The 18,739-nt window shown below is 75.3% G+C and carries 22 protein-coding genes (1 of these 22 cut by a window edge); 3 read left to right on the top strand and 19 right to left on the bottom strand.

Annotated features, from left to right (window positions below; translation table 11 throughout):
• Positions 1 to 11: 11 nt before the first annotated feature.
• The 10 genes from tsf to SH587_RS23230 form a co-directional block, all read right to left on the bottom strand.
• Positions 12 to 887 (bottom strand): translation elongation factor Ts, encoded by an 876-nt coding sequence (gene tsf / locus SH587_RS23275; protein ID WP_320673054.1) that lies wholly within the window; start codon positions 885 to 887, stop codon positions 12 to 14.
• On the bottom strand, positions 887 to 1,909 hold the full coding sequence (rpsB, locus tag SH587_RS23270; protein ID WP_320673053.1) for a 30S ribosomal protein S2: 1,023 nt from the start codon (positions 1,907 to 1,909) through the stop codon (positions 887 to 889). Before rpsB ends, tsf begins: the two co-directional genes overlap by 1 nt.
• A 186-nt stretch (positions 1,910 to 2,095) precedes the next feature.
• Positions 2,096 to 3,022, bottom strand: a complete 927-nt coding sequence (locus SH587_RS23265) for an RluA family pseudouridine synthase (protein WP_320673052.1) — start codon at positions 3,020 to 3,022, stop codon at positions 2,096 to 2,098.
• Entirely contained in the window at positions 3,019 to 3,531 is a 513-nt protein-coding gene (gene lspA, locus SH587_RS23260) for a signal peptidase II (RefSeq protein WP_320673051.1), read from the bottom strand. The genes SH587_RS23265 and lspA overlap by 4 nt, the downstream gene beginning before the upstream one ends.
• On the bottom strand, positions 3,518 to 3,838 hold the full coding sequence (locus SH587_RS23255; RefSeq protein WP_320673050.1) for a YggT family protein: 321 nt from the start codon (positions 3,836 to 3,838) through the stop codon (positions 3,518 to 3,520). The genes lspA and SH587_RS23255 overlap by 14 nt, the downstream gene beginning before the upstream one ends.
• Positions 3,835 to 4,608, bottom strand: a complete 774-nt coding sequence (gene proC, locus SH587_RS23250) for a pyrroline-5-carboxylate reductase (RefSeq protein ID WP_320673049.1) — start codon at positions 4,606 to 4,608, stop codon at positions 3,835 to 3,837. Before proC ends, SH587_RS23255 begins: the two co-directional genes overlap by 4 nt.
• Positions 4,609 to 4,672: 64 nt before the next feature.
• Positions 4,673 to 5,239, bottom strand: a complete 567-nt coding sequence (locus SH587_RS23245) for a cell division protein SepF (RefSeq protein WP_320673048.1) — start codon at positions 5,237 to 5,239, stop codon at positions 4,673 to 4,675.
• Between the two features lie 52 nt (positions 5,240 to 5,291).
• A complete protein-coding gene (locus SH587_RS23240) occupies positions 5,292 to 5,966 on the bottom strand; it encodes a YggS family pyridoxal phosphate-dependent enzyme (protein ID WP_320673047.1) in 675 nt (224 codons plus the stop codon).
• Positions 5,954 to 6,706, bottom strand: a complete 753-nt coding sequence (gene pgeF / locus SH587_RS23235; protein WP_320673046.1) for a peptidoglycan editing factor PgeF — start codon at positions 6,704 to 6,706, stop codon at positions 5,954 to 5,956. The genes SH587_RS23240 and pgeF overlap by 13 nt, the downstream gene beginning before the upstream one ends.
• 45 nt (positions 6,707 to 6,751) lie before the next feature.
• The gene (locus SH587_RS23230) at positions 6,752 to 7,957 is read right to left on the bottom strand and encodes a CCA tRNA nucleotidyltransferase (protein ID WP_320673045.1); all 1,206 of its coding nucleotides are present in this window, start codon (positions 7,955 to 7,957) and stop codon (positions 6,752 to 6,754) included.
• 24 nt (positions 7,958 to 7,981) lie between these two features.
• On the opposite strand from SH587_RS23230, the gene SH587_RS23225 reads away from it, so the two are divergent.
• Positions 7,982 to 9,379, top strand: a complete 1,398-nt coding sequence (locus tag SH587_RS23225) for an outer membrane protein assembly factor BamB family protein (RefSeq protein ID WP_320673044.1) — start codon at positions 7,982 to 7,984, stop codon at positions 9,377 to 9,379.
• 23 nt (positions 9,380 to 9,402) lie between these two features.
• A complete protein-coding gene (locus SH587_RS23220; protein WP_320673043.1) occupies positions 9,403 to 9,609 on the top strand; it encodes a hypothetical protein in 207 nt (68 codons plus the stop codon).
• On the opposite strand, the gene hisF is transcribed toward SH587_RS23220, so the two are convergent.
• The 8 genes from hisF to murA all read right to left on the bottom strand — a co-directional run bounded on the left by hisF (position 9,606) and on the right by murA (position 16,767).
• On the bottom strand, positions 9,606 to 10,394 hold the full coding sequence (gene hisF, locus SH587_RS23215; RefSeq protein ID WP_320673042.1) for an imidazole glycerol phosphate synthase subunit HisF: 789 nt from the start codon (positions 10,392 to 10,394) through the stop codon (positions 9,606 to 9,608). The genes SH587_RS23220 and hisF overlap by 4 nt on opposite strands.
• Positions 10,395 to 10,401: 7 nt before the next feature.
• Positions 10,402 to 11,139, bottom strand: a complete 738-nt coding sequence (hisA, locus tag SH587_RS23210) for a 1-(5-phosphoribosyl)-5-[(5-phosphoribosylamino)methylideneamino]imidazole-4-carboxamide isomerase (RefSeq protein WP_320673041.1) — start codon at positions 11,137 to 11,139, stop codon at positions 10,402 to 10,404.
• Complete coding sequence (hisH, locus tag SH587_RS23205) at positions 11,127 to 11,828, bottom strand: imidazole glycerol phosphate synthase subunit HisH (protein ID WP_320673040.1); 702 nt, start codon at positions 11,826 to 11,828, stop codon at positions 11,127 to 11,129. The genes hisA and hisH overlap by 13 nt, the downstream gene beginning before the upstream one ends.
• Positions 11,825 to 12,424 carry an imidazoleglycerol-phosphate dehydratase HisB gene (gene hisB / locus SH587_RS23200; protein ID WP_320673039.1) on the bottom strand — a complete coding sequence of 200 codons (600 nt, stop codon included), beginning with the start codon at positions 12,422 to 12,424 and terminating at the stop codon, positions 11,825 to 11,827. Before hisB ends, hisH begins: the two co-directional genes overlap by 4 nt.
• Positions 12,421 to 13,704 carry a histidinol dehydrogenase gene (gene hisD / locus SH587_RS23195; RefSeq protein ID WP_320673038.1) on the bottom strand — a complete coding sequence of 428 codons (1,284 nt, stop codon included), beginning with the start codon at positions 13,702 to 13,704 and terminating at the stop codon, positions 12,421 to 12,423. The genes hisB and hisD overlap by 4 nt, the downstream gene beginning before the upstream one ends.
• Positions 13,701 to 14,348 (bottom strand): ATP phosphoribosyltransferase, encoded by a 648-nt coding sequence (gene hisG / locus SH587_RS23190; RefSeq protein WP_320673037.1) that lies wholly within the window; start codon positions 14,346 to 14,348, stop codon positions 13,701 to 13,703. The genes hisD and hisG overlap by 4 nt, the downstream gene beginning before the upstream one ends.
• On the bottom strand, positions 14,345 to 15,367 hold the full coding sequence (locus SH587_RS23185) for an ATP phosphoribosyltransferase regulatory subunit (protein ID WP_320673036.1): 1,023 nt from the start codon (positions 15,365 to 15,367) through the stop codon (positions 14,345 to 14,347). The genes hisG and SH587_RS23185 overlap by 4 nt, the downstream gene beginning before the upstream one ends.
• Positions 15,368 to 15,456: 89 nt before the next feature.
• Entirely contained in the window at positions 15,457 to 16,767 is a 1,311-nt protein-coding gene (gene murA, locus SH587_RS23180) for a UDP-N-acetylglucosamine 1-carboxyvinyltransferase (protein ID WP_320673035.1), read from the bottom strand.
• Between the two features lie 154 nt (positions 16,768 to 16,921).
• On the opposite strand from murA, the gene SH587_RS23175 reads away from it, so the two are divergent.
• Positions 16,922 to 18,031 carry an isocitrate/isopropylmalate family dehydrogenase gene (locus tag SH587_RS23175; protein WP_320673034.1) on the top strand — a complete coding sequence of 370 codons (1,110 nt, stop codon included), beginning with the start codon at positions 16,922 to 16,924 and terminating at the stop codon, positions 18,029 to 18,031.
• A 43-nt stretch (positions 18,032 to 18,074) separates the two neighbouring features.
• Here the strand turns inward: SH587_RS23175 and SH587_RS23170 are convergent, their stop codons facing one another.
• Positions 18,075 to 18,739 carry the 3' portion of a DUF389 domain-containing protein gene (locus tag SH587_RS23170; RefSeq protein ID WP_320673033.1) on the bottom strand. Its footprint extends 286 nt past the window's final position, so only the last 665 of its 951 coding nucleotides appear in the window; its start codon lies off the right edge, out of view; the stop codon is at positions 18,075 to 18,077.

Here is an 18,739-nt window from a genome sequence, read left to right as displayed (position 1 = left end):
CGGCGGGTCCGCTACTCGCCGACCTGGAACCGCGCGAAGCGCGCGATCACGACGTCGTCGCCGACCGCCTGCCGCAGCTGGTCGATCGTCTTGCCGTCGTGCTTGTCGGGGTTGATGTGCTCCTGCGGCAGGAGGGTGATCTCCTTCAGCCACTTCTGGAGCTTGCCCTGGGCGATCTTCTCGCGGATCGGCTCGGGCTTGCCCTCGGCCTCGGCCTGCTGCTCGTAGACGCGCAGCTCGGCGTCACGGGCGTCCTGGGGGACGTCCTCGGGCGAGACGTACTGGGTGGCGGCGATCGCGGCGACGTGCATCGCGACGTCCTTGCCCAGCGCGCTGCGGGCGGCCGCGTCGCTGCCGCCGTCGATCTGGACGGCGACGCCGACCTTGCCGGTGGCGTGGATGTAGCTCTCGACGCTGCCCTCGCCGGCGACGGTGAACCGCTCGGCGCGCCGGATCACGACGTTCTCGCCGGTGGTCGCGGACAGCTCGGCGCGGATCTCCTCGATCGTGCGACCGTCGAGGGTCTCCTCGAGCAGCGCGGCCGTGTCGACGGTGCCGGCGGCGCGGTCGCCCTCGGCGAGGAACGCGGCCAGCTTCTTGGCGAACGCGATGAAGTCGTCGTTGCGGGCGACGAAGTCGGTGTTGCAGTCGACCTCGACCAGCGCACCGGCCTTGCCGTCGGCGGAGACGGCGGCCTGGACGGTGCCCTCGGCGGCCTCGCGGTCGGCCAGCTTGCCGACCTTGTTGCCGAGCTTGACCCGCAGCAGCTCGACGGCCTTGTCCATGTCGCCGTCGGTCTCCTGCAGGGCCTTCTTGCAGTCCATCATGCCGGCGCCCGTCTTCTGGCGCAGGGCCTTGACGTCGGCGGCGGTGATCGTGGCGCTCATCAGGCGGTGCCCTCCTGCGACTCGGTGGTCGCCTCGGCAGCGGGGGTCTCCTCGGCCGCGGGAGCCTCGGCGGCGGGCGCCTCGGCGGTCGCGGCAGCGGTCTCGGCGGCGGCCGCGGTCTCGGCGGCCGCGGCGGTCTCGGCGGCGGCCTGCTCGGCAGCGGCCTGCTCGGCGGCGGCCTCGGCCTCCTGGCCGGCGGCCGCGGCGGCGCTCTGCTCCTCGGCCTCGGCGCGACGGGCCTCCTCGGCCTCGCGGCGGGCGGCCTCCTCGGCCTGACGCTGCTCGCGCTCGGCGGCCTCGCGGGCGCGGCGGGCCTCCTCGGCCTCGTACCAGGCGAGGGCACCACGGGCGGCGGCGTCGCCGACCGCGTGGGCGATCAGGCTGCAGGAGCGGATCGAGTCGTCGTTGCCGGGCACGACGTACTCGACGCCGTCCGGATCGACGTTGGTGTCGACGAGCGCGACCACGGGGATCCGCAGCTTCGTCGCCTCCTCGACCGCGATCTTCTCACTGTTGACGTCGACGACGAAGACGGCGTCGGGCGTGCGGCGCAGGTCCTTGACGCCGCCGAGGTTGATCTGCAGCTTCGCCAGCTCCTTGCGGCGGGCGATCCGCTCCTGCGAGGGCAGCAGCTCCAGCTGGCCCTCGGACTCCAGGCGCTCGAGGTCGTTGAGCGTCTTGATCCGCTTGCTCGAGGTGTTGAAGTTGGTCAGCAGGCCGGGCGACCAGCGCTGGTTGACGTACGGCATCCGGGCCGACTCGGCCGCGTGGCGGACCGCGTCCTGGGCCTGGCGCTTGGTGCCGACGAAGAGGACGGTGCCCCCGCGCTCGGCGATGTCGGCGACGAACTTCTGCGCGCTCGACAGCAGCTCGACCGTCTGCAGCAGGTCGATGACGTGGATGCCCGCGTGCTCGCCGTGGATGAACCGCGCCATGCGCGGGTTCCAGCGGCGGGTCTGGTGCCCGAAGTGGACACCGGCGTCGAGCAGGTCCTTGAGGCCGACCTCGGCATCGGTGGACATGGGGTACTCCCTTGGGTGAAGAACGGAACAGGGCCCACCGGCTCCGTGGCGCAACCCGTCGAGACGGGCAGGGACGCTGCGGAGGTGACCCGGTGGGGTCGTGGTGCAGAGACGACCGTGGCCCGGACGGGCGCACGGAACGAGAATTCAACCAGAGTCCGGGCCGCCGCGCGGTCCGCCCCGGGCTCAGCCGCGGGCCTGCTCCAGCGCCGCCGCCAGGTCGGGCGGCAGCGGCGATTCGACGACCAGCCGCTCGCCGGTCGCCGGGTGGTCGAAGGTCAGCCGGGCGGCGTGCAGGAACTGCCGCTCCAGGCCCAGCGAGGCGCCCTCGCCGTAGGGCCGCCCGTACTCCGGATCGCCCGCCACCGGCAGGCCGATCGCCTTCAGGTGGACGCGGATCTGGTGGGTGCGGCCGGTCTCCAGCGTCACCCGCAGCAGCGTCGTCCGCGGCAGCAGCTCCTCGATCGCGAAGTGGGTGACCGCCCGCCGCGGGCTGTCGCTGTCGAGCGAGTGGCGGGTGCGGTGGTGGCGATCGCGGCCGATCGGGGCGTCGATCGTGCCCGTGCGGGCGTCGGGCCGGCCGTCGACCAGGGCCAGGTACTCGCGGGTGACGTCGCGGGCCCGGATCGCCTCCTGGAGCGCCCGGTGGGTGGCGTCGTCGCGGGCGATCAGCAGCAGGCCCGAGGTGTCGCGGTCGAGCCGGTGGACGATCCCGGGCCGCTCGGGGTCGCCGCCGGGCGGGCGAGCGGCGTCGAGGTGGCCGGCGACCGCGTCGACCAGCGTCGGGCCCTCGTGGCCGGCCCCCTGGTGGACGACCAGCCCGGCCGGCTTGTCGACCACGAGCAGCTGCGGATCCTCGTGGAGCACCGTCACCGGCGGCACGTCGGCCGGGATCTCGCGCTCGGGCACGGCCAGCGCGGCCAGGTCGGCGCTGATCGTCTGCCCGGCCTGGACCGCCTGCCGCTTGCGGACGGCGCGGCCGTCGACCAGCACGCTGCCCTCGGCGATCAGCCGCTGGGCCCGCGAGCGCGAGCCGCAGAGCTCGGCCAGCACCACGTCGAGCCGCTCGCCGTCGTGCTCGGGGGCGACGGTCAGCGTCCGCGGGTCGCTCATCCGCGCTGGGCGCGGGCGCTGGCCCGCCCGCGGTCCTGGCTCTGCCGGTGGTCGCGCTCGACCACGAAGACCAGCAGCACCATGCCGAAGACGATCGACATGTCGGCCAGGTTGAAGGCCGGCCAGTTGGGCGGCTTGAGGAAGTCGATCACGGCCCCTTCGACCACCCGGTCGAGGACGTTGCCGAGCGCGCCGCCGGCCAGCATCCCGGTCGCCAGCCAGGCCAGCGGGCGGGTGCGGTTGCGCAGGAACCAGAGCGTCAGGGCGGTCAGGGCCCCGAGCACCAGCAGCGCGACGATCACCGGGCTGCCGGCGAAGCTGGAGAAGGCGACGCCGTCGTTGCGGACGTGGACCAGGTCGATCAGCGGCAGGAAGGTCTCGCGGTGGCCGCGGTCGACCGCCTGCACCGCCAGCCGCTTCGTCAGCTGGTCGAGGACCAGGACGACGATCCCGACCGCGGCCACCCGGCGGATCGCCAGCCGCCCGATCCGGGCCTCATCCCGCGACAACGTTCACCACCAGTCGGCCGACGATCTCGAGCACGAGGATGCCCACGATCGGCGACAGGTCGAAGGGCCCGAGCGGCGGGATGAAGCGCCGGAAGAGGCCCAGGTAGGGCTCGACCGCGTCGCGGAGGAAGGTCTGGATCGCGCCCGTGACCGCGTTGTAGGGGATCCGCAGGCCGGCCGTCTGGACCAGCGACAGCAGGATGTAGGCGATGATCAGCAGGACGTAGACCATCAGCAGCGCGTCCAGGAAGTCCGCGATCTGGGTCCGGGTCGAGGCGAGGACCGCCGTCGAGACGAGGGTGCTCACGAGACGTCGACCACCGCGTCGAAGGCGCCCTGGACGGCCTCGCGGAGGCCGCCCCGGTCGAGCGCCCGCAGGCCCCGCGCGGTCGAGCCGCCCGGGGAGGTGACCGCCCGCCGCACGGCCAGGGTGTCGTGGCCCTGCTCGCGCAGCAGCGCGGCCGAGCCCTCGATGCCGGCGGCGACCATCCGGTTCGCCTCGGCCGGCGGGATCCCGTGGCGGACGGCCGCGTCGACCGTCGCCTCGGCGAACAGCGCCACGTAGGCCGGCAGCACCCCGAAGACCGCGGTCGCGGCGGCGAGCTGGGCCTCGGGCAGCTCGACCACCGTCGCGCAGCGGCGCAGCAGCTCGAGCAGCTGATCGCGCAGCTCGCGCTCGGCCGGCGGCAGCGCGGCGAGCCCGCCCGGCTCGACGGCGACGGCGATCACGCCCTTGCCGACGGCGGCGGGGGTGTTCGGCATCAGCCGCACGACCGGTCGCTCGGGGTAGGTGGCCCGCAGCGCCTCGGTGCCGACGCCGCCGAGGATCGAGACGACCGCCTTGGCGCTCGGCGCGACCTCGGCCGCGGCCTCGGTCAGCTGGCCCGGCTTGTGGCCGAGGACCACGACGTCGGCCCGCTCGGCCAGCGTGCGGGCGTCGGGGACGGCCTCGCCGCCGGTCGCCTGCGCCAGGGCCTCGGCCCGCTCCGGGAACGGGTCGAACGCGAGCACGGGCTCGCCGATCCCGCGGGCCAGCGCGGTGGCCATGTTGCCCGATCCCAGGAATCCCAGACGCATGAGCGACAAGGAACGGTACCGATCGGCCGGCCCGGTGCCCGCGAGCGGCGGGCCGGAGCGACGATCAGCTCTGGTTGAAGAAGCCCTTCTCGATCAGCTGGGCCCGTTCCTCGGCCGAGATCGAGACGTTGACCGGCGTCAGCATGAAGACCTTGTCGGCGATCCGCTGCATGCCGCCGTCGAGGGCGTAGGTGAGGCCGCTGGCGAAGTCGATCAGCCGCTTCGAGAGGTCGGTGTCCGACGTCTGGAGGTTGATCACGACCGGCACGCCGTCCTTGAAGCGGTCGGCGATCTGCTGGGCGTCGTTGAACGACTTCGGCAGCACCAGGTGGACGCGGACGTCGCGGGGGCCTCCGCCCCCACCGCCCCCGCGCGAGCCGCCGACCGGGCGCAGATGGGCGCCGCCGGCCTGCTCGTCGCTGAAGATGTCGTCGAAGTCCTCGCGCCGCCGGCGGCGCTCGCCGAGCCGCCGGACCGGCGCCTCGACCTCGCGGGCGCGCGGGCGCTCGCGCTCCCGCTCACGACGGTCGTCGTACTCCGGCTCGTCGTCGTACTCGTCCCCGTAGGGATCCCGCTCCTCGGCGAGAGCGAAGTACACGAGCACCTTGTGCCAAGCGTCGCGGAAGGCCATGACGTGCTGCTCATTCTCCCACCACGGCCCGGTTCCTCCCCGGCGACCGCAGCTAGCGCAGCAGGACGCTCCCCAGCCGGACCACGGTCGCCCCCTCCTCGACCGCGACCTCGTAGTCCTGGGTGGTGCCCATCGACAGCACGGAGAGGCCGTGGGCGGCCGCCAGCTCGCGCAGCGCGGCGAACCAGCGGCGGCTCTGCTCGGGGTCCTCGGCGAAGGGCGGCATCGTCATCAGGCCGGCGACGGGGACCGGGCAGCGCTCCAGCACCGCCGGCAGCGCCTCGGGGGCGATCCCGCTCTTGGAGTCCTCGCCGCTGACGTTGACCTCGATCAGCACGTCGAGCTCGGGCCGGGCCAGCTCGCGGTGGCGCTCCAGTCGCGCCAGCACGCTGTCGCTGGAGACGGAGTGGATCCGCGCGACGTGGGGCAGGATCTCGGCGACCTTGCGCGACTGGAGGTGGCCGATGAACTCCCACCGCAGCCGCTCGGCGCCGGGCAGGGCGACCTTCTCGACCAGCGCCTGGGCCCGGTTCTCGCCCGCGATCGCGATCCCGGCGTCGGCCAGCAGCGGCACCTGGTCGGCGGCCAGGTACTTCGTCGCCGCCAGCACCTCGACCGCCTGCGGATCGCGGCCGGCCCGCGCGCAGGCGGCGGCGATCCGCTCGCGGACCTCCGCCAGCCGCTCGGCGACCCGCGCCGGGTCGATCCGCTCGATCAGCTCAACCACGCCATCCCTGCCTGTCGTCCGGTGTCGCCGGCGTCGCGCCGGTGGGAGAAGAAGCGCTCGCGGTCGCAGATCGTGCAGTGGCCGGCGACGACCACCTGCTCGACCCCGGCCGCGGCCAGCCGCAGCCGCGCCGCCTGCGGCAGGTCGGCGCGATCGTCGTGGCGGACGGTCGGCCCGAGCGGGGCCAGCGCCGCGTGGACCTCGGGCCCGACCTGGTAGCAGCAGGGCCCCGCCCCCGGTCCGACGACGGCGGTCAGCGGCCCGCGGGCGCCGGCGGCCCGCAGCTGCTCGACGCCCCGCTCCAGGACCCCGCCGACCAGTCCCCGCCAGCCGGCGTGGACCATCGCCACCGCGCCGTCGCCGACCAGCGCCACCGGCAGGCAGTCGGCGCACAACACCAGGCACGGCGTGCCGGCGGTCGCGGTGACGAAGCCGTCGGCCTCGCGGACCCGCTCCAGCCCGGCCCCGGGCAGGTCGTCGTCGCCCGTGTGGCGGAGGACCTCCGTGCCGTGGACCTGGTGGGCCTGGGCGATCCGCTCCGGCCCGACCCCGGCGAGGGCGGCGGCGCGGCGGCGGTTCTCGCGCACGGCGGCGGGATCGTCCGCGGTCCAGCTGCCGAGGTTCAGCGAGCGGAAGCTGCCGGTCGAGACGCCGCCGTGGCGGGTGGTGAAGCGGACCGCGGCCCCCGGCAGGTCGCAGCCGAGGTGCCCGTCGGCCGTCCACTGCAGGCGGGGCGGCACCGGACTGTTGTAGCGCAGCGCCGCCGGCGGCCGCCCCGCGCCCGCTCAGCCTGTCGCGGCGGCCAGCGCCACCGCCAGCTCGGCCTCGGTCGCCGGCCGGGTCGGGTCGAGCCGCCCGTCGAGCTTCGCGTCGAGCGCCGCCTCCAGCCCGCGGCCGACCGCCGGCCCGGGCGCGACCCCGGCCGCCAGCAGGTCGCGGCCGTCGATCTCCAGCCGCACGTGGCGCAGCTCGTCGAGCCAACGGCGGGCGTTGGGACCGCCGGCCAGCGCCACCAGCTCGACCGGGGCCCCGGCGGCGGCCCGGCGGATCTCCGAGGGCCGGGTCGCCGCCCGCAGCGGCTGCAGGGTGCTGGCGCGCGAGCCGGCCCCGACCACCTCGCGCTCGGCGGTCGTCAGCTCGAGCGCCTCCAGCCACGGCAGCAGCCGGTCGAGCCCGACCCCGGCGCAGCCGGCGGCCAGCCGCACCAGGTCGCGGCGGCCGCCGCGCGGCAGCAGCGCGAGCGCCGCGTCGAGGTCGCGCGGGGCGGGGTCGAACCCGGGCGGCAGGAAGCCGGGGTTCAGCTCCTGGAGGGTCGCCAGCGCCCGGCCGGGATCGGGCTCGGCCAGCGCCAGCCGCAGCTCGTTGCCGTGGCGGGCGCCGGAGATCGTCGTCGGGTCGGCGGCGGCGGCCAGCGCCCGGGTCTGCGGGTCGACGGCGAACCCCAGCCGGGCCGCGTAGCGGGCGATCCGCCAGACCCGGGTCGGGTCGTCGACGAACGAGCGCTCGTGCAGCACCCGCAGCCGCCCGGCGGCGAGGTCGTCGCGGGCGCCGGGGACCTCGACCAGCGCCCCGTCCCCCAGCCGCAGGGCGATCGCGTTGACGGTCACGTCGCGCCGCGGCAGGTCGTCCTGGACCCGATCGACCGGCTCGACCTCGGGCAGCGCGCCGGGCGCCGGGTAGCGCTCGCGGCGGGCCCGGGCCAGGTCGTAGCGGACGCCGGGCCGCGGCTCGACCTCGACCGTCCCGAACCGCTCGTGGCGGGCCACCGCCGACCCCAGCCGCGCAGCCAGCTCCTCGACCGGCCCCTCGACCAGCAGGTCCAGCTCGTGGGGCACGATCCCCAGCAGCAGGTCGCGGACCGCGCCGCCGACCAGCCAGACGCCGTCCTGCGGCCCGACCACGTCGAGCAGCGGCCGCGCCGCGGGCAGCCGCCGGAGCGCCGCGTGCGCGGCGTCGGGAGCGAGCGGGCGGCGGGAGCGACGAACGGTCACCGCGGCGGACCGTACCCTGTCCCGATGGCTGGCTCGCCCCCGAGCAGTGGCGCGACGCCCCCGACCCGGGGCGCCGAGCCCCACCCCGTCGGCGAACCGCGCCGTCCGTGGGGCTGCCTCGGCTGCCTCGGCGTGTTGCTGCTGGCGCTCGTGATCGGCGGCGGACTGGCCGCCTGGGACCGGCTGCGCGGGCCGAGCGAGATCAGCGACAGCTCGGTCGAGTTCTCCGACCGCGAGGCGCCGACGCCGGCCGCCGGCCCGAAGGTCCCGCGCCACCGCGAGGACAGCTACGACGACGGCGCCGACTGGCCGTTCTACGGCGGCAACGAGCAGCGGACCCGCTACCTGCCGTTCCCGAAGGGGGTCCGGATCCGGACGCCGTTCCGGACTCGCTGGCGCGAGGGCGGCCGGATCCTGCTCGAGTTCCCGCCGGTGCTCTGCGGCCGGCGGCTGTACCTGCTGCGCGACGACGGGCTGCTGCTGGCGATCGAGCGGCGGACGGGCAAGGTCGCCTGGGCCCGCCGCGTCGGCCGGCTGGCGGCGGCCTCGCCCGCCTGCGGCAAGAGCCGGGTCTTCGTGACGGTCCTGAAGCGCGACCGTGGCTCGTCGGCCGGCCAGGTGGCCGCCTTCACCACCGACGGCAAGCGGCTCTGGCGGGTGCTGCTGCGGGGCCGCTCGGAGTCGTCGCCGCTGCTGGCCGGCGACAAGCTGATCTTCGGCACCGAGAGCGGCGACGTGCTGGCGATGAGCCCGCGCAACGGCCGCGTGCTGTGGCGCTACCACGCGGGCGGCAAGGTCAAGGGCGGCGTCGCCCGCAACGGCCCGACCGTCTTCGCCGGCGACTACAGCGGCCAGCTCCACGCGATCGCGCTGCGCAGCGGCCGCCGGCGCTGGAAGCGCGACCTCGGCGGCAGCCTCTACAGCACCCCGGCGGTCGCCTACGGGCGGGTCTTCGTCGGCAACATCGACGGCTCGATCTCCGCCGTCGGCGAGCGCACCGGCCGGATCGCCTGGCGCCGGCGGGCCTCGGGCTACGTCTACTCCTCCCCCGCCGTCGCCCCGGTCGCCGGCCGCGGACCGACGGTCTTCGTCGGCTCGTACGGCGGCAAGCTCTACGCGCTCGACGCCCGCAGCGGCCGGCCGCGCTGGATCCGCGACGTCGGCGGCAAGCTCTCGGGCGGGGTGACGGTCGTCGGCGACCTGGTGATGTACGCCAACCTCGGCCGCAAGCGGACGGCGATCCGCCGCGCCCGCGACGGGGCGGAGGTCTTCAGCCTCCACAGCGGCGCCTTCGATCCCGGGATCTCCGACGGCCGCCGGCTGTACCTGCTCAGCTACTCCTCGATCTACCACCTGAGCCCGCGCGCCCAGGCGTTCGCCGACGCCCGCTCGCTGCGCGCCGCCCGCCGTCGCGGTCGCTGACGGGTCGCCTAGACTGGCCGGCGATGGCCAAGCGACCGGTCCCGCCCGCCCTCCGTCTGCCGCTGGCGGCCCTGGCGGCGCTCCAGATCACGCTCTTCGTCCTCGCCCGCCGCGACCTGCGGCGGCGGCCCGACGACCAGATCCGGGGCTCGCGGCGCTGGTGGCGGCTGGCGACCTTCGTCAACACGCTCGGGCCGCTGGCCTACTTCCGCTGGGGCCGCCGCCGCTAGTCGGCGGCGATCGGGCGCACGGGGATCCCCGCCGCCGCGATCCGGTCCTTCGCCTCGGCCACCGAGTAGGTGCCGAAGTGGAAGATCGAGGCCGCCAGCGCCGCGTCGGCGCCGGCCTGCAGCGCCTCGACCAGGTGGTCGAGGGTGCCCGCGCCGCCGGACGCGATCACCGGCACCGGGACCGCCGCGGCGATCGCCCCGGTCAGCTCCAGGTCGTAGCCGGCGGTGGTGCCGTCGCCGTCCATCGAGGTCAGCAGCACCTCGCCGGCGCCGCGCTCGACCGCCTCGCGCGCCCACGCCACGGCGCCGCGCCCGGTGGCGGTGCGGCCGCCGGCGACGAAGACCTCCCAGCGGTCGCCGATCTGCGCCTCGCGCTCGGCGTCGACGGCCTTGGCGTCGATCGCGATCACCACGCACTGGACGCCGAAGCGGTCGGCCAGCTCGCTCAGCAGCTCCGGCCGCTGGACCGCGGCCGAGTTGACGGCGACCTTGTCGGCGCCCGCGTCGAGCACCGCCTGGGCATCCTCCACCGACCGGATCCCGCCGCCGATCGTGAACGGCACGAAGACCTGGTCGGCGGTCCGCCGGGCCAGGTCGACGATCGTGTCGCGCGCCTCGTGGGTGGCGGTGATGTCCAGGAAGACCAGCTCGTCGGCGCCCTCGGCGTCGTAGCGGGCGGCCAGCTCGACCGGGTCGCCGGCGTCGCGCAGGCCGACGAAGTTCGTCCCCTTGACGACCCGCCCCGCGTCGACGTCGAGGCAGGGGATGACGCGCTTCAGGTGCACGCCGGGCTCACCGCGCCTGCAGCGCGGCCTGGCCGTCGGCGACCGCGAAGCGGTTCTCGTAGAGCGCCTTGCCGGTGATCACGCCGCCCAGGTTGACCAGCCGCATCGCCGCCAGCTGCCGCAGGTGCTCGATGTCGCCGATCCCGCCGGAGTAGATCCAGCGGCCGCGGACGGCCTCGGCGATCCGCCGCACCTCGTCCAGGTCGGGGCCCTCGAGCAGCCCGTCGCGGTCGGCGTTGGTGTAGACGAAGCGGCGCACCCCGCGGTGCTGGAGCCGCTGGATCGCCTCCGGCGCGTCGATCCCGGTCGTCTCGACCCAGCCCTTGGTGGCGACCTTGCCGCCGCGGGTGTCGATCGAGACCATGATCCGGTCGCGGTGGGTGCCGAGCACCGAGTCGAGGAAGTCGAGGTCGGTGATCGCCGCGGTGCCGAGGATCACGCGCTCGGCGCCGGCCTGCAGCGCCTCGCGGACGGCCTCGGGCGAGCGCAGCCCGCCGCCCCACTGGACGGGGACGTCCAGCTCCTGGGTGATCCGCGCCAGCTCCTCCAGGTGCCGCGGCTCGCCGTCACGGGCGCCGTCCAGGTCGACCAGGTGCAGGAACCGGGCCCCGGCCTCGACCCACGAGCGGGCCGCCTCGAGCGGGCTGTCGCGGTAGACGGTCCGCGCGTCGAAGTCGCCGCGGACGAGCCGGACGGCCTTCCCTTCGAGGATGTCGATCGCCGGGTAGAGGATCACGTGGTGCACCTCGTGCAGGTTTCGGCGAAGCTGCGCAGCACGCGCAGCCCGTCGGTGGAGGACTTCTCGGGGTGGAACTGGGCGCCGTGGACGCGCCCGCGCTGGACCGCGGTCACGAACGGCCCGCCGTAGTCGCCGTGCGCGGTGACGTCGGCCGGGTCGTCGGGCCGCGCGACGAACGAGTGGACGTGGTAGAAGGCCGTCCGCTCCGGCAGCGCGCCGCGCAGGGCCGGGGCGGTGCCGTCCGGGCGGTCGCGCCAGCGGACCAGGTTCCAGCCGATGTGCGGCAGCTTGAGCCCGGCGGCCGGCTCCAGCGCGCGGACCGCGCCGGGCAGCAGGCCGAGGCCGTCGGCCCCGCCGCGCTCGTCCGAGCGCTCGAAGAGCAGCTGCATGCCGAGGCAGATCCCGAGCAGCGGCGCGCCGTCGGCGACCCGCTCGCGGACCAGCTCGTCGAGGCCGCTCGCGCGCAGCCGCTCGGCGCCGGCGGGGAACGCCCCGACGCCGCAGAGGACCAGGCCGTCGGCGGCCCGGATCGCGGCCGGATCGGCGGTCACCTCGGCCCGGGCAGCGGCGTGCTCCAGCGCCTTCTCGACGCTGCGGCGGTTGCCCATCCCGTAGTCGACGACGACGATCCGCGGGCCGGCCTCGGCCGCGCTGCGGCCGGGGTCCCCGGCCGCGGAGAGCCGGGAGGCGCTCATGCGGTGAGCGTGCCCTTGGTCGACGGCACGCCGCGCTCGGCCGGGTCGATCGACACGGCGACGCGCAGCGCTCGGGCGAGCGCCTTGATCCCGGCCTCGATGATGTGGTGGGCCCCGCGGCCGCGCTCGATCTCCAGGTGGATCGTGCTGCGCGAGGTCGCCGACAGCGCGCGGACGAACTCCTCCAGCAGCTCGTGCTCGAAGCCGCCGGTGACGCCGGCGGGCAGCAGCCCCTGGTCCTCGTAGACCACGAACGGACGGCCGGAGAGGTCGATGTGGCAGGCGGCGCGGGCCTCGTCCATCGGGATCGTGGCCGAGCCGTAGCGGCGCAGGCCGACCCGATCGCCGAGCGCGTCGAAGAGCGCCTGGCCGAGGACCAGCCCGGTGTCCTCGACGGTGTGGTGGCTGCCGGTCTGGAGGTCGCCGGTGACCTCGACGGTGAGGTCGAAGCCGGCGTGACGGGCGAGCAGGTCGAGCAGGTGGTCGAAGAAGCCGACGCCGGTGCTGCGCCGCCCCTCGCCGCTGCCGTCGAGCGTCAGGTCGACGGCGACGCGGGTCTCGCCGGTGGTGCGCTCGATCTGGGCGGAACGGGTCATCGGTCCTCCCTATTCTGACGAGCCCGCATCGAGGCCGCGTGCACGACGAAGCCCTCGGCGTCGGCGATCGCCCCGCCGGCCTCGGCGAGGGCGTCGACGCCGGGCCCGGGAGCGCCGACGTGGACCTCGCACATCGTCCGCCGGAAGGTCCGGGCCGAGAGCGTCGAGGCGAAGCGCGCGGCGCCGTCGGTCGGCAGCGTGTGGTTGCTGCCGACGACGTAGTCGCCGAAGGCCGTCGCCCCGGTCGCACCGACGAAGACGCAGCCGGCGCTGCGCACCATCGGCGCCAGCGGCTCGACCGTCGCGCCGACCAGCTCCAGGTGCTCGGGCGCGAACGCCTCGGCCACCGCCAGCCCGGCCCGCGGGTCGTCGACCACGACCGCGGCGTAGGCCGCGCCGGTCTCGCCGCTCGCCGGCCCGCCGCCGACGCCGGCCTCCAGCCGCGCCGCGACGTCGTCGGCCAGCGCCGGGTCGTCGGTCACCAGCACCACCAGCGAGCCGTCGCCGTGCTCGCCCTGGGCGGCCAGGTCGAGCGCCACCAGCTCGGGGTCGGCGCCGCCGTCGGCCACCACCAGCAGGTCGCTGGGACCGGCGAAGCCGTCGATCCCGACCCGCCCGGAGAGCTGCCGCTTGGCCTCCTGGACCCAGAGGTTGCCGGGGCCGACGAGCACGTCGACGGGGGCGATCGTGGCGGTCCCGTGGACCAGCGCGGCGACCGCGTGGGCCCCGCCCATCCGGTGGACGCGGTCGGCGCCGGCCAGCCGGCAGGCGGCCCACAGCACCGGGTCGTCGGAGGGCGAGCAGACGACGACCTCGTCGACGCCGGCGGTGCGGGCGCTGACCACGCCCATGATCACGGTCGACGGGTAGGGCGCGCGGCCGCCGGGGACGTAGATCGCGGCCCGCCGCACGGGGACCTCGCGGACGCGGATCAGCTGGCCCTGCGGCAGCGGCACGTCGCGGTCGCCGGCGGTGGTCGCGGCGGCGACGGCGCCGACGTTGGCGATCGCCAGCTCGAGCGCGGCCCGCAGCTCGGGCGAGAGCGCGGCGACGGCGGCGTCGAGGTCGGCGTCGGCGACGGTCAGCGGCAGCGCCGGCTCGCCGTCGCGGCGGTCGAAGCGGGCGACGTGCTGCTCCAGCGCCGCGTCGCCGCGCTCGGCGACCGAGGCCACGATCTCCGCGACCGGCTCGGCGACGGCGTCGCCCCCGGGCGCCAGCCGCCGCAGCGCGGCGGCCAGGTCGGCGGCCTCCCCGTCCAGGCGGAACCGCTCGACCGTCACGGGGTCGAACCCTCGGGCAGCAGCGCCCGGCGCAGCTCGTCGACCGCGGCGGCCTTCAGCCGGTGGGCGGCCGGGTTGACGATCAGGCGGGCGGTCGAGAAGGCGATCTCCTCGCGCTCGATCAGCCCGTTCTCGCGCAGCGTGGTGCCGGTCGCGGTCAGGTCGACGATCGCGTCGACCAGCCCGGTCAGCGGCGCCAGCTCGACCGAGCCGTTGACCTTCACCAGCTCGACCTGGCGGCCGGTCTCCTCGAAGTAGCGGCCGGCGATCCCGGTGTACTTGGTGGCGACGCGCATGATCCCCAGCCGGCGCAGCGCCTCGACCGCGGGATCGGGGTCGCCGGCGACCGAGGCGAGCACGATCCGGCAGGGACCGAAGCCGAGGTCGGCCAGCTCGACCACGTCGCGGCCGCGCTGCTCCATCAGCACGTCCTTGCCGGTGATCCCGACGTCGGCGGCGCCGGCCTCGACGTAGGTGGCGACGTCCGAGGGCCGCATCGTCACGATCCCGGCGTCCTCGAACAGCAGCTTGCGGTCGTTGGCGCGGACCTCGCTGGTGTCGATCCCGACCCGGTCGAGGTGGTCGAGCGCGTCGCCGAGCATCGTCCCCCGCGGGACGGCGATCCGGAGCCCGTAGCGGTTCATGCCGCCCCTCCCCCGTTGGCGACGGTCGGATCGACCCGCCAGCGGCCGCGGGCGACGCCGACCAGCGCGGTGTGGAGCGCGTCGACGTCGAGCGCGAAGCCGACGGCGGGCAGCGGCCGGCCGAAGCGGCCGAGCAGGTCGTCGTAGCGGCCGCCGCCGCCGATCGCGTGGCCCTGGCCGGGCACGTAGACCTCGAAGACGGCGCCGGTGTAGTACCCGAGCTTGCGGGTCAGGCCGAGGTCGAGGATCACCCGCGAGCGGACGTCGTCGTCGAGCCGCTCCAGCAGTTGGGCGAGCCCGCCGAGCGCGGTCCGGACCCGCTCGTCGCTGGTCGCCTCCAGCAGCTCGGGACCGCCGCGGCGAGCGGCGACGTCGAGCAGCAGCGCGGCGGTCGCGGCGTCGGTGGCGGCACGGACCTCGCGCTCGAGCCCGACGTGGTCGCGGGTCGCCAGCTCGTGGAGGATCGCCGGCCGCGCGTCGGCGGCGATCCCGACCGCGTCGAGCAGCGCCGGGAAGAGCGCCGCGTCGCCGACGGTGACCCGCGCCTCCTCCAGCCCGACGGCCCGCAGCGCGCCGACCAGCACGGTCAGCGCCTCGGCGGTCCCGTCGGGAGCGCCGGCGCCGCAGAGCTCGATCCCGGCCTGCAGCAGCTCGCGGGCCTCGCCGCGGCCGGGCAGGATCCCGCGGTAGCAGTGGGCCAGGTAGCTGAGCCGGATCGGCGGCTCGACGTCGCCGAAGCGCGAGGCGACCAGGCGCGCGATCGGGACGGTCATGTCGGGCCGCAGCACCAGCGTCTCGCCGTGCTCGTCGACGGTCCGGAAGCGCGGTCGCGCGACGCCGTCGTCGGCGGGGCCGATCCCGGCCCGCTCGAGCACGCTGGCGTACTCGACCGCCGGGGTCGCCACCTCGCCGTAGCCGCGAGCGGCGAAGTGGTCGCGCAGCGCGGAGACCACGCCTTGGCGCTCGCGCATCTCGTCGGGCAGCACGTCGCGCGTGCCACTGGGGATCGGCAGCGTCATCGGGCTGGATCATCGCGGGTTCCGGGCGCGGACGACGTGCGCCCCCGCCCGCCCGCAACCAGGGTTGCGGGTTCGAGCCGCGGCGCGGGTCAGCCGACCGCGACGACCGCGTCGTCGGGCACGCGCTCGATCTCGGCGCCGAGCGACCGCAGCCGCTCGTCGATCGCCTCGTAGCCGCGGTCGATCTGGTCGACGTTGCCGATCGTCGAGCGACCCTCGGCGCAGAGCGCGGCGATCAGCAACGCCATCCCGGCCCGGATGTCGGGCGAGGTCAGCCGCTCGCCGCGCAGCCGGCAGGGGCCGCTGACGATCGCCCGGTGCGGGTCGCAGAGGGTGATGTCGGCGCCCATCGCGACCAGCTTGTCCGTGAAGACCAGCCGGTTCTCGAACATCCACTCGTGGATCAGGACCGAGCCGCTGGCCTGGGTGGCGAGCGCGACGGCGATCGAGGTCAGGTCGGCGGGGAAGGCCGGCCAGGGGCCGTCCTGGACCTTCATCTTGTGCTCGCCGACGTCGCGGGCGGTCCGCAGGTCCTGGCCGCCGGGGACCAGGATCGTGGTGCCCTCCAGCTCGGACTGCAGGCCGAGGCGGCCGAAGACCAGCCGGATCATCCGCAGGTCCTCGGGGTCGACGTCGGTGATCCGGACCTCGCCGCCGGTGACGCCGGCGAGCGCCATGAACGAGCCGATCTCGATGTGGTCGGGGCCGACGGTGTGGTCGCAGCCGGACAGCTCGCCGTCGCCGTGGACGGTCATGACGTTGGAGCCGATGCCCTCGATCCGGGCGCCCATCGACTCCAGCATCCGGGCCAGGTCCTGGACGTGCGGCTCGCAGGCGGCGTTGCCGATCACGGTCGTGCCGGGGGTCAGGGCCGCGGCCAGGAGGGCGTTCTCCGTGCCCATCACCGACGGCTCGTCCATGAAGACCTCGCCGGCGCGGAGGCCGCCGGGCGGGGCGACCATCTCGATGTCGCGGCCGACCTCGAGCGTCGCGCCGAGGGCGCGGAAGGCGTCGAGGTGCGGGTCGAGCCGGCGGCGGCCGATCACGTCGCCGCCGGGCGGCGGCATCGTGCAGGTGCCGAAGCGGGCCAGCAGCGGGCCGGCGAGCAGGAACGAGGCGCGGATCCGCTCGGCGTCCTCGCGCCGCAGGCTGCGAGCGCCCTCGACGGCGGCGGCGTTCAGCCGCACGGCGTGCTCGTCGAGCCACTCGACGGTGACGCCGATCCCCTCGAGCAGGTTCAGCATCGAGTGGACGTCGAGGATCCGCGGCACGTTGCGAACGACCACGTCCTCGCTGGTGAGCACGGACGCGGCCAGGATCGGCAGCGCGCCGTTCTTGTTTCCGGCAGGCCGGACGGTCCCCGAGAGGGCCCGGCCGCCGTCGATGACGAACTTCTCCATAGCGCGTGGTGGTCCGGTTTCGAGGGCGGGCGTACGCGGCACGCTAGACGTCCGCGAGCGTCCACCCACGGACCGCCGGCAAGGCTAGCAGCGCCCCACCCGGACCCGCCCGTCGAGGGGCGGGCGCGTCCAGGAGCGCTAGTCTCGCTGGGCGATGTCCGAGCAGCTGACGATCACCATCCTCGAAGGCGACGAGACCGGACAGGAGCTGCTCGACCAGGCCGTCCGCGTGCTCGACCCGGAGGTCCTGGGCCTGCCGCTGACGCTGGAGCGGTTCGACCTCTCGCTCGCCAAGCGGCGCGAGACGGGCAACGCGATCGTCCACGAGGCGGCGGCGGCGATGCGCGCCAGCGGCCTCGGCGTGAAGGCGGCGACGATCACGCCCGAGGGCAAGGACGACGTCGGCTCGCCGAACCGGATCCTGCGCGAGGAGGTCGACGGCAAGGTCATCATCCGCACCGGGCGCCGGATCCCGGGCGTGACGCCGGCCGCGGGGATCCACTTCCCGATCTCGGTCGTGCGGATGGCGGTCGACGACGCCTACGGGGCCAAGCAGTGGCGCGAGGGCAGCGAAGGTGGGGACGACGAGATCGCCTACCGGACCGAGAAGATCAGCCGCTCGACCTGCCACGCGGTGGCCGAGTACGCGTTCCGGACGGCGGAGAAGATGCGCGGCCGCGTTTACGGCGGCCCGAAGTGGACCGTTTCGCCGGTCTACGAGGGGATGCTGAAGGAGGAGCTGGACGAGGCGGCCGGCCGTCATCCCGAGGTCCGCTACCAGCCGGTCCTGATCGACGCGACCTACGCCGGCCTGGTCTCCGGCGACGCCGACGGCCCGCTGGTGATCCCGGCCCTCAACCGCGACGGCGACTGCCTCTCCGACCTGGTGCTGCCGCTGTTCGGCTCGATCGCCGGGGCGGAGTCGACGCTGCTGGCCTTCGACGACCAGTACGCGCCGCGGGTGGCGATGGCCGAGGCCCCGCACGGCACGGCGCCCTCGCTCCTGGGCAAGGACGTCGCGAACCCGATGGCGATGATCCTGGCCAACGCGGCAGTGCTCCACTACGCGGCCCAGATCCACGGCGTCGCGGCGGCCGACCAGGCCTCGCGGGCGATCTACGAGGCGGTGCTCGAGGGCGCGTCGGCCGGCATCAAGACGCCCGACCTCGGCGGCTCGGCCTCGACCACCGAGGTCACCGACGACGTGATCCAGCGGGTCCGGACGAAGATCGACGTCTGGTCCTCGCTCGGGACGACGGTCTGAGGGACCCCGGGCCGTCGGCGGACGGGCGACCGGCGGAGGCTGATCAGCCGTCGCCGGCGTGGGCGCGCTCGCGGCGGAGGCGGCGCTGGTAGCCGAGCCGCTGCAGGTAGAGCGTGAGGACGCCGGCGGCGAACATCAGCACGATGTTCAGGCCCAGCTGGCCGGCCGAGCCGAGCCAGCCGTCCTCGTCGCCGTAGCCGAGCGCGACGCCGATGTTCGCGGCGGCGGGGATCGTGGTGACGCTGACCAAGACGCCGACCAGCGCCCCCGACTTCGCCGTGGTCAGCGACAGCAGCCCGGCGACCCCGGCCACCACCGCGACGATCCCGGCGTAGACGTCCGGCTTCGAGATCGCGCCCGCCAGCAGGTGCGAGGCACCGGCGAAGTCGTCGGGGTGCAGGCCGACCCAGCGGCCGATCACGGTGAAGAGCCAGGCGGCGAGGATCGCCAGCGGCAGCCCGACGCCGAGCGCCGCCGCCGACCGCGCGGCCAGCCGCGCCCTGCCGGTGGCCAACGCCACGCTGGCCGCCGCGATCGGCCCGAACTCCGGCCCCACCACCATCGCCCCCACCATCAGGATCGGGCTGTCGAGGAAGATCGCCACCGCGGCCAGCAGCGATCCCAGCACCATGAAGATCAGGAACGCCTGGGAGAGCTCCGAGATCTCCTCGGTCTGCGCCTCGACGCCCTCCCACAGCACCGCGTCGG

This window comes from Patulibacter defluvii, from assembly GCF_034096925.1.
In the GTDB taxonomy this organism is placed as follows: domain Bacteria; phylum Actinomycetota; class Thermoleophilia; order Solirubrobacterales; family Solirubrobacteraceae; genus Patulibacter; species Patulibacter defluvii.
The sequence above is the reverse complement of the archived record's forward strand: the minus strand, read 5'-3'. Positions and strand labels throughout refer to the sequence as shown.

What these genes read in the sequence shown, in the direction of transcription:
- tsf (WP_320673054.1), bottom strand. Translation starts at nt 887, where the DNA reads ATGAGCGCCACGATCACCGCCGCCGACGTCAAGGCCCTGCGCCAGAAG.
- rpsB (WP_320673053.1), bottom strand. Translation starts at nt 1,909, where the DNA reads ATGTCCACCGATGCCGAGGTCGGCCTCAAGGACCTGCTCGACGCCGGT.
- SH587_RS23265 (WP_320673052.1), bottom strand. Translation starts at nt 3,022, where the DNA reads ATGAGCGACCCGCGGACGCTGACCGTCGCCCCCGAGCACGACGGCGAG.
- proC (WP_320673049.1), bottom strand. Translation starts at nt 4,608, where the DNA reads ATGCGTCTGGGATTCCTGGGATCGGGCAACATGGCCACCGCGCTGGCC.
- SH587_RS23245 (WP_320673048.1), bottom strand. Translation starts at nt 5,239, where the DNA reads ATGGCCTTCCGCGACGCTTGGCACAAGGTGCTCGTGTACTTCGCTCTC.
- SH587_RS23225 (WP_320673044.1), top strand. Translation starts at nt 7,982, where the DNA reads ATGGCTGGCTCGCCCCCGAGCAGTGGCGCGACGCCCCCGACCCGGGGC.
- SH587_RS23220 (WP_320673043.1), top strand. Translation starts at nt 9,403, where the DNA reads ATGGCCAAGCGACCGGTCCCGCCCGCCCTCCGTCTGCCGCTGGCGGCC.
- hisH (WP_320673040.1), bottom strand. Translation starts at nt 11,828, where the DNA reads ATGAGCGCCTCCCGGCTCTCCGCGGCCGGGGACCCCGGCCGCAGCGCG.
- hisB (WP_320673039.1), bottom strand. Translation starts at nt 12,424, where the DNA reads ATGACCCGTTCCGCCCAGATCGAGCGCACCACCGGCGAGACCCGCGTC.
- hisG (WP_320673037.1), bottom strand. Translation starts at nt 14,348, where the DNA reads ATGAACCGCTACGGGCTCCGGATCGCCGTCCCGCGGGGGACGATGCTC.
- SH587_RS23185 (WP_320673036.1), bottom strand. Translation starts at nt 15,367, where the DNA reads ATGACGCTGCCGATCCCCAGTGGCACGCGCGACGTGCTGCCCGACGAG.
- murA (WP_320673035.1), bottom strand. Translation starts at nt 16,767, where the DNA reads ATGGAGAAGTTCGTCATCGACGGCGGCCGGGCCCTCTCGGGGACCGTC.
- SH587_RS23175 (WP_320673034.1), top strand. Translation starts at nt 16,922, where the DNA reads ATGTCCGAGCAGCTGACGATCACCATCCTCGAAGGCGACGAGACCGGA.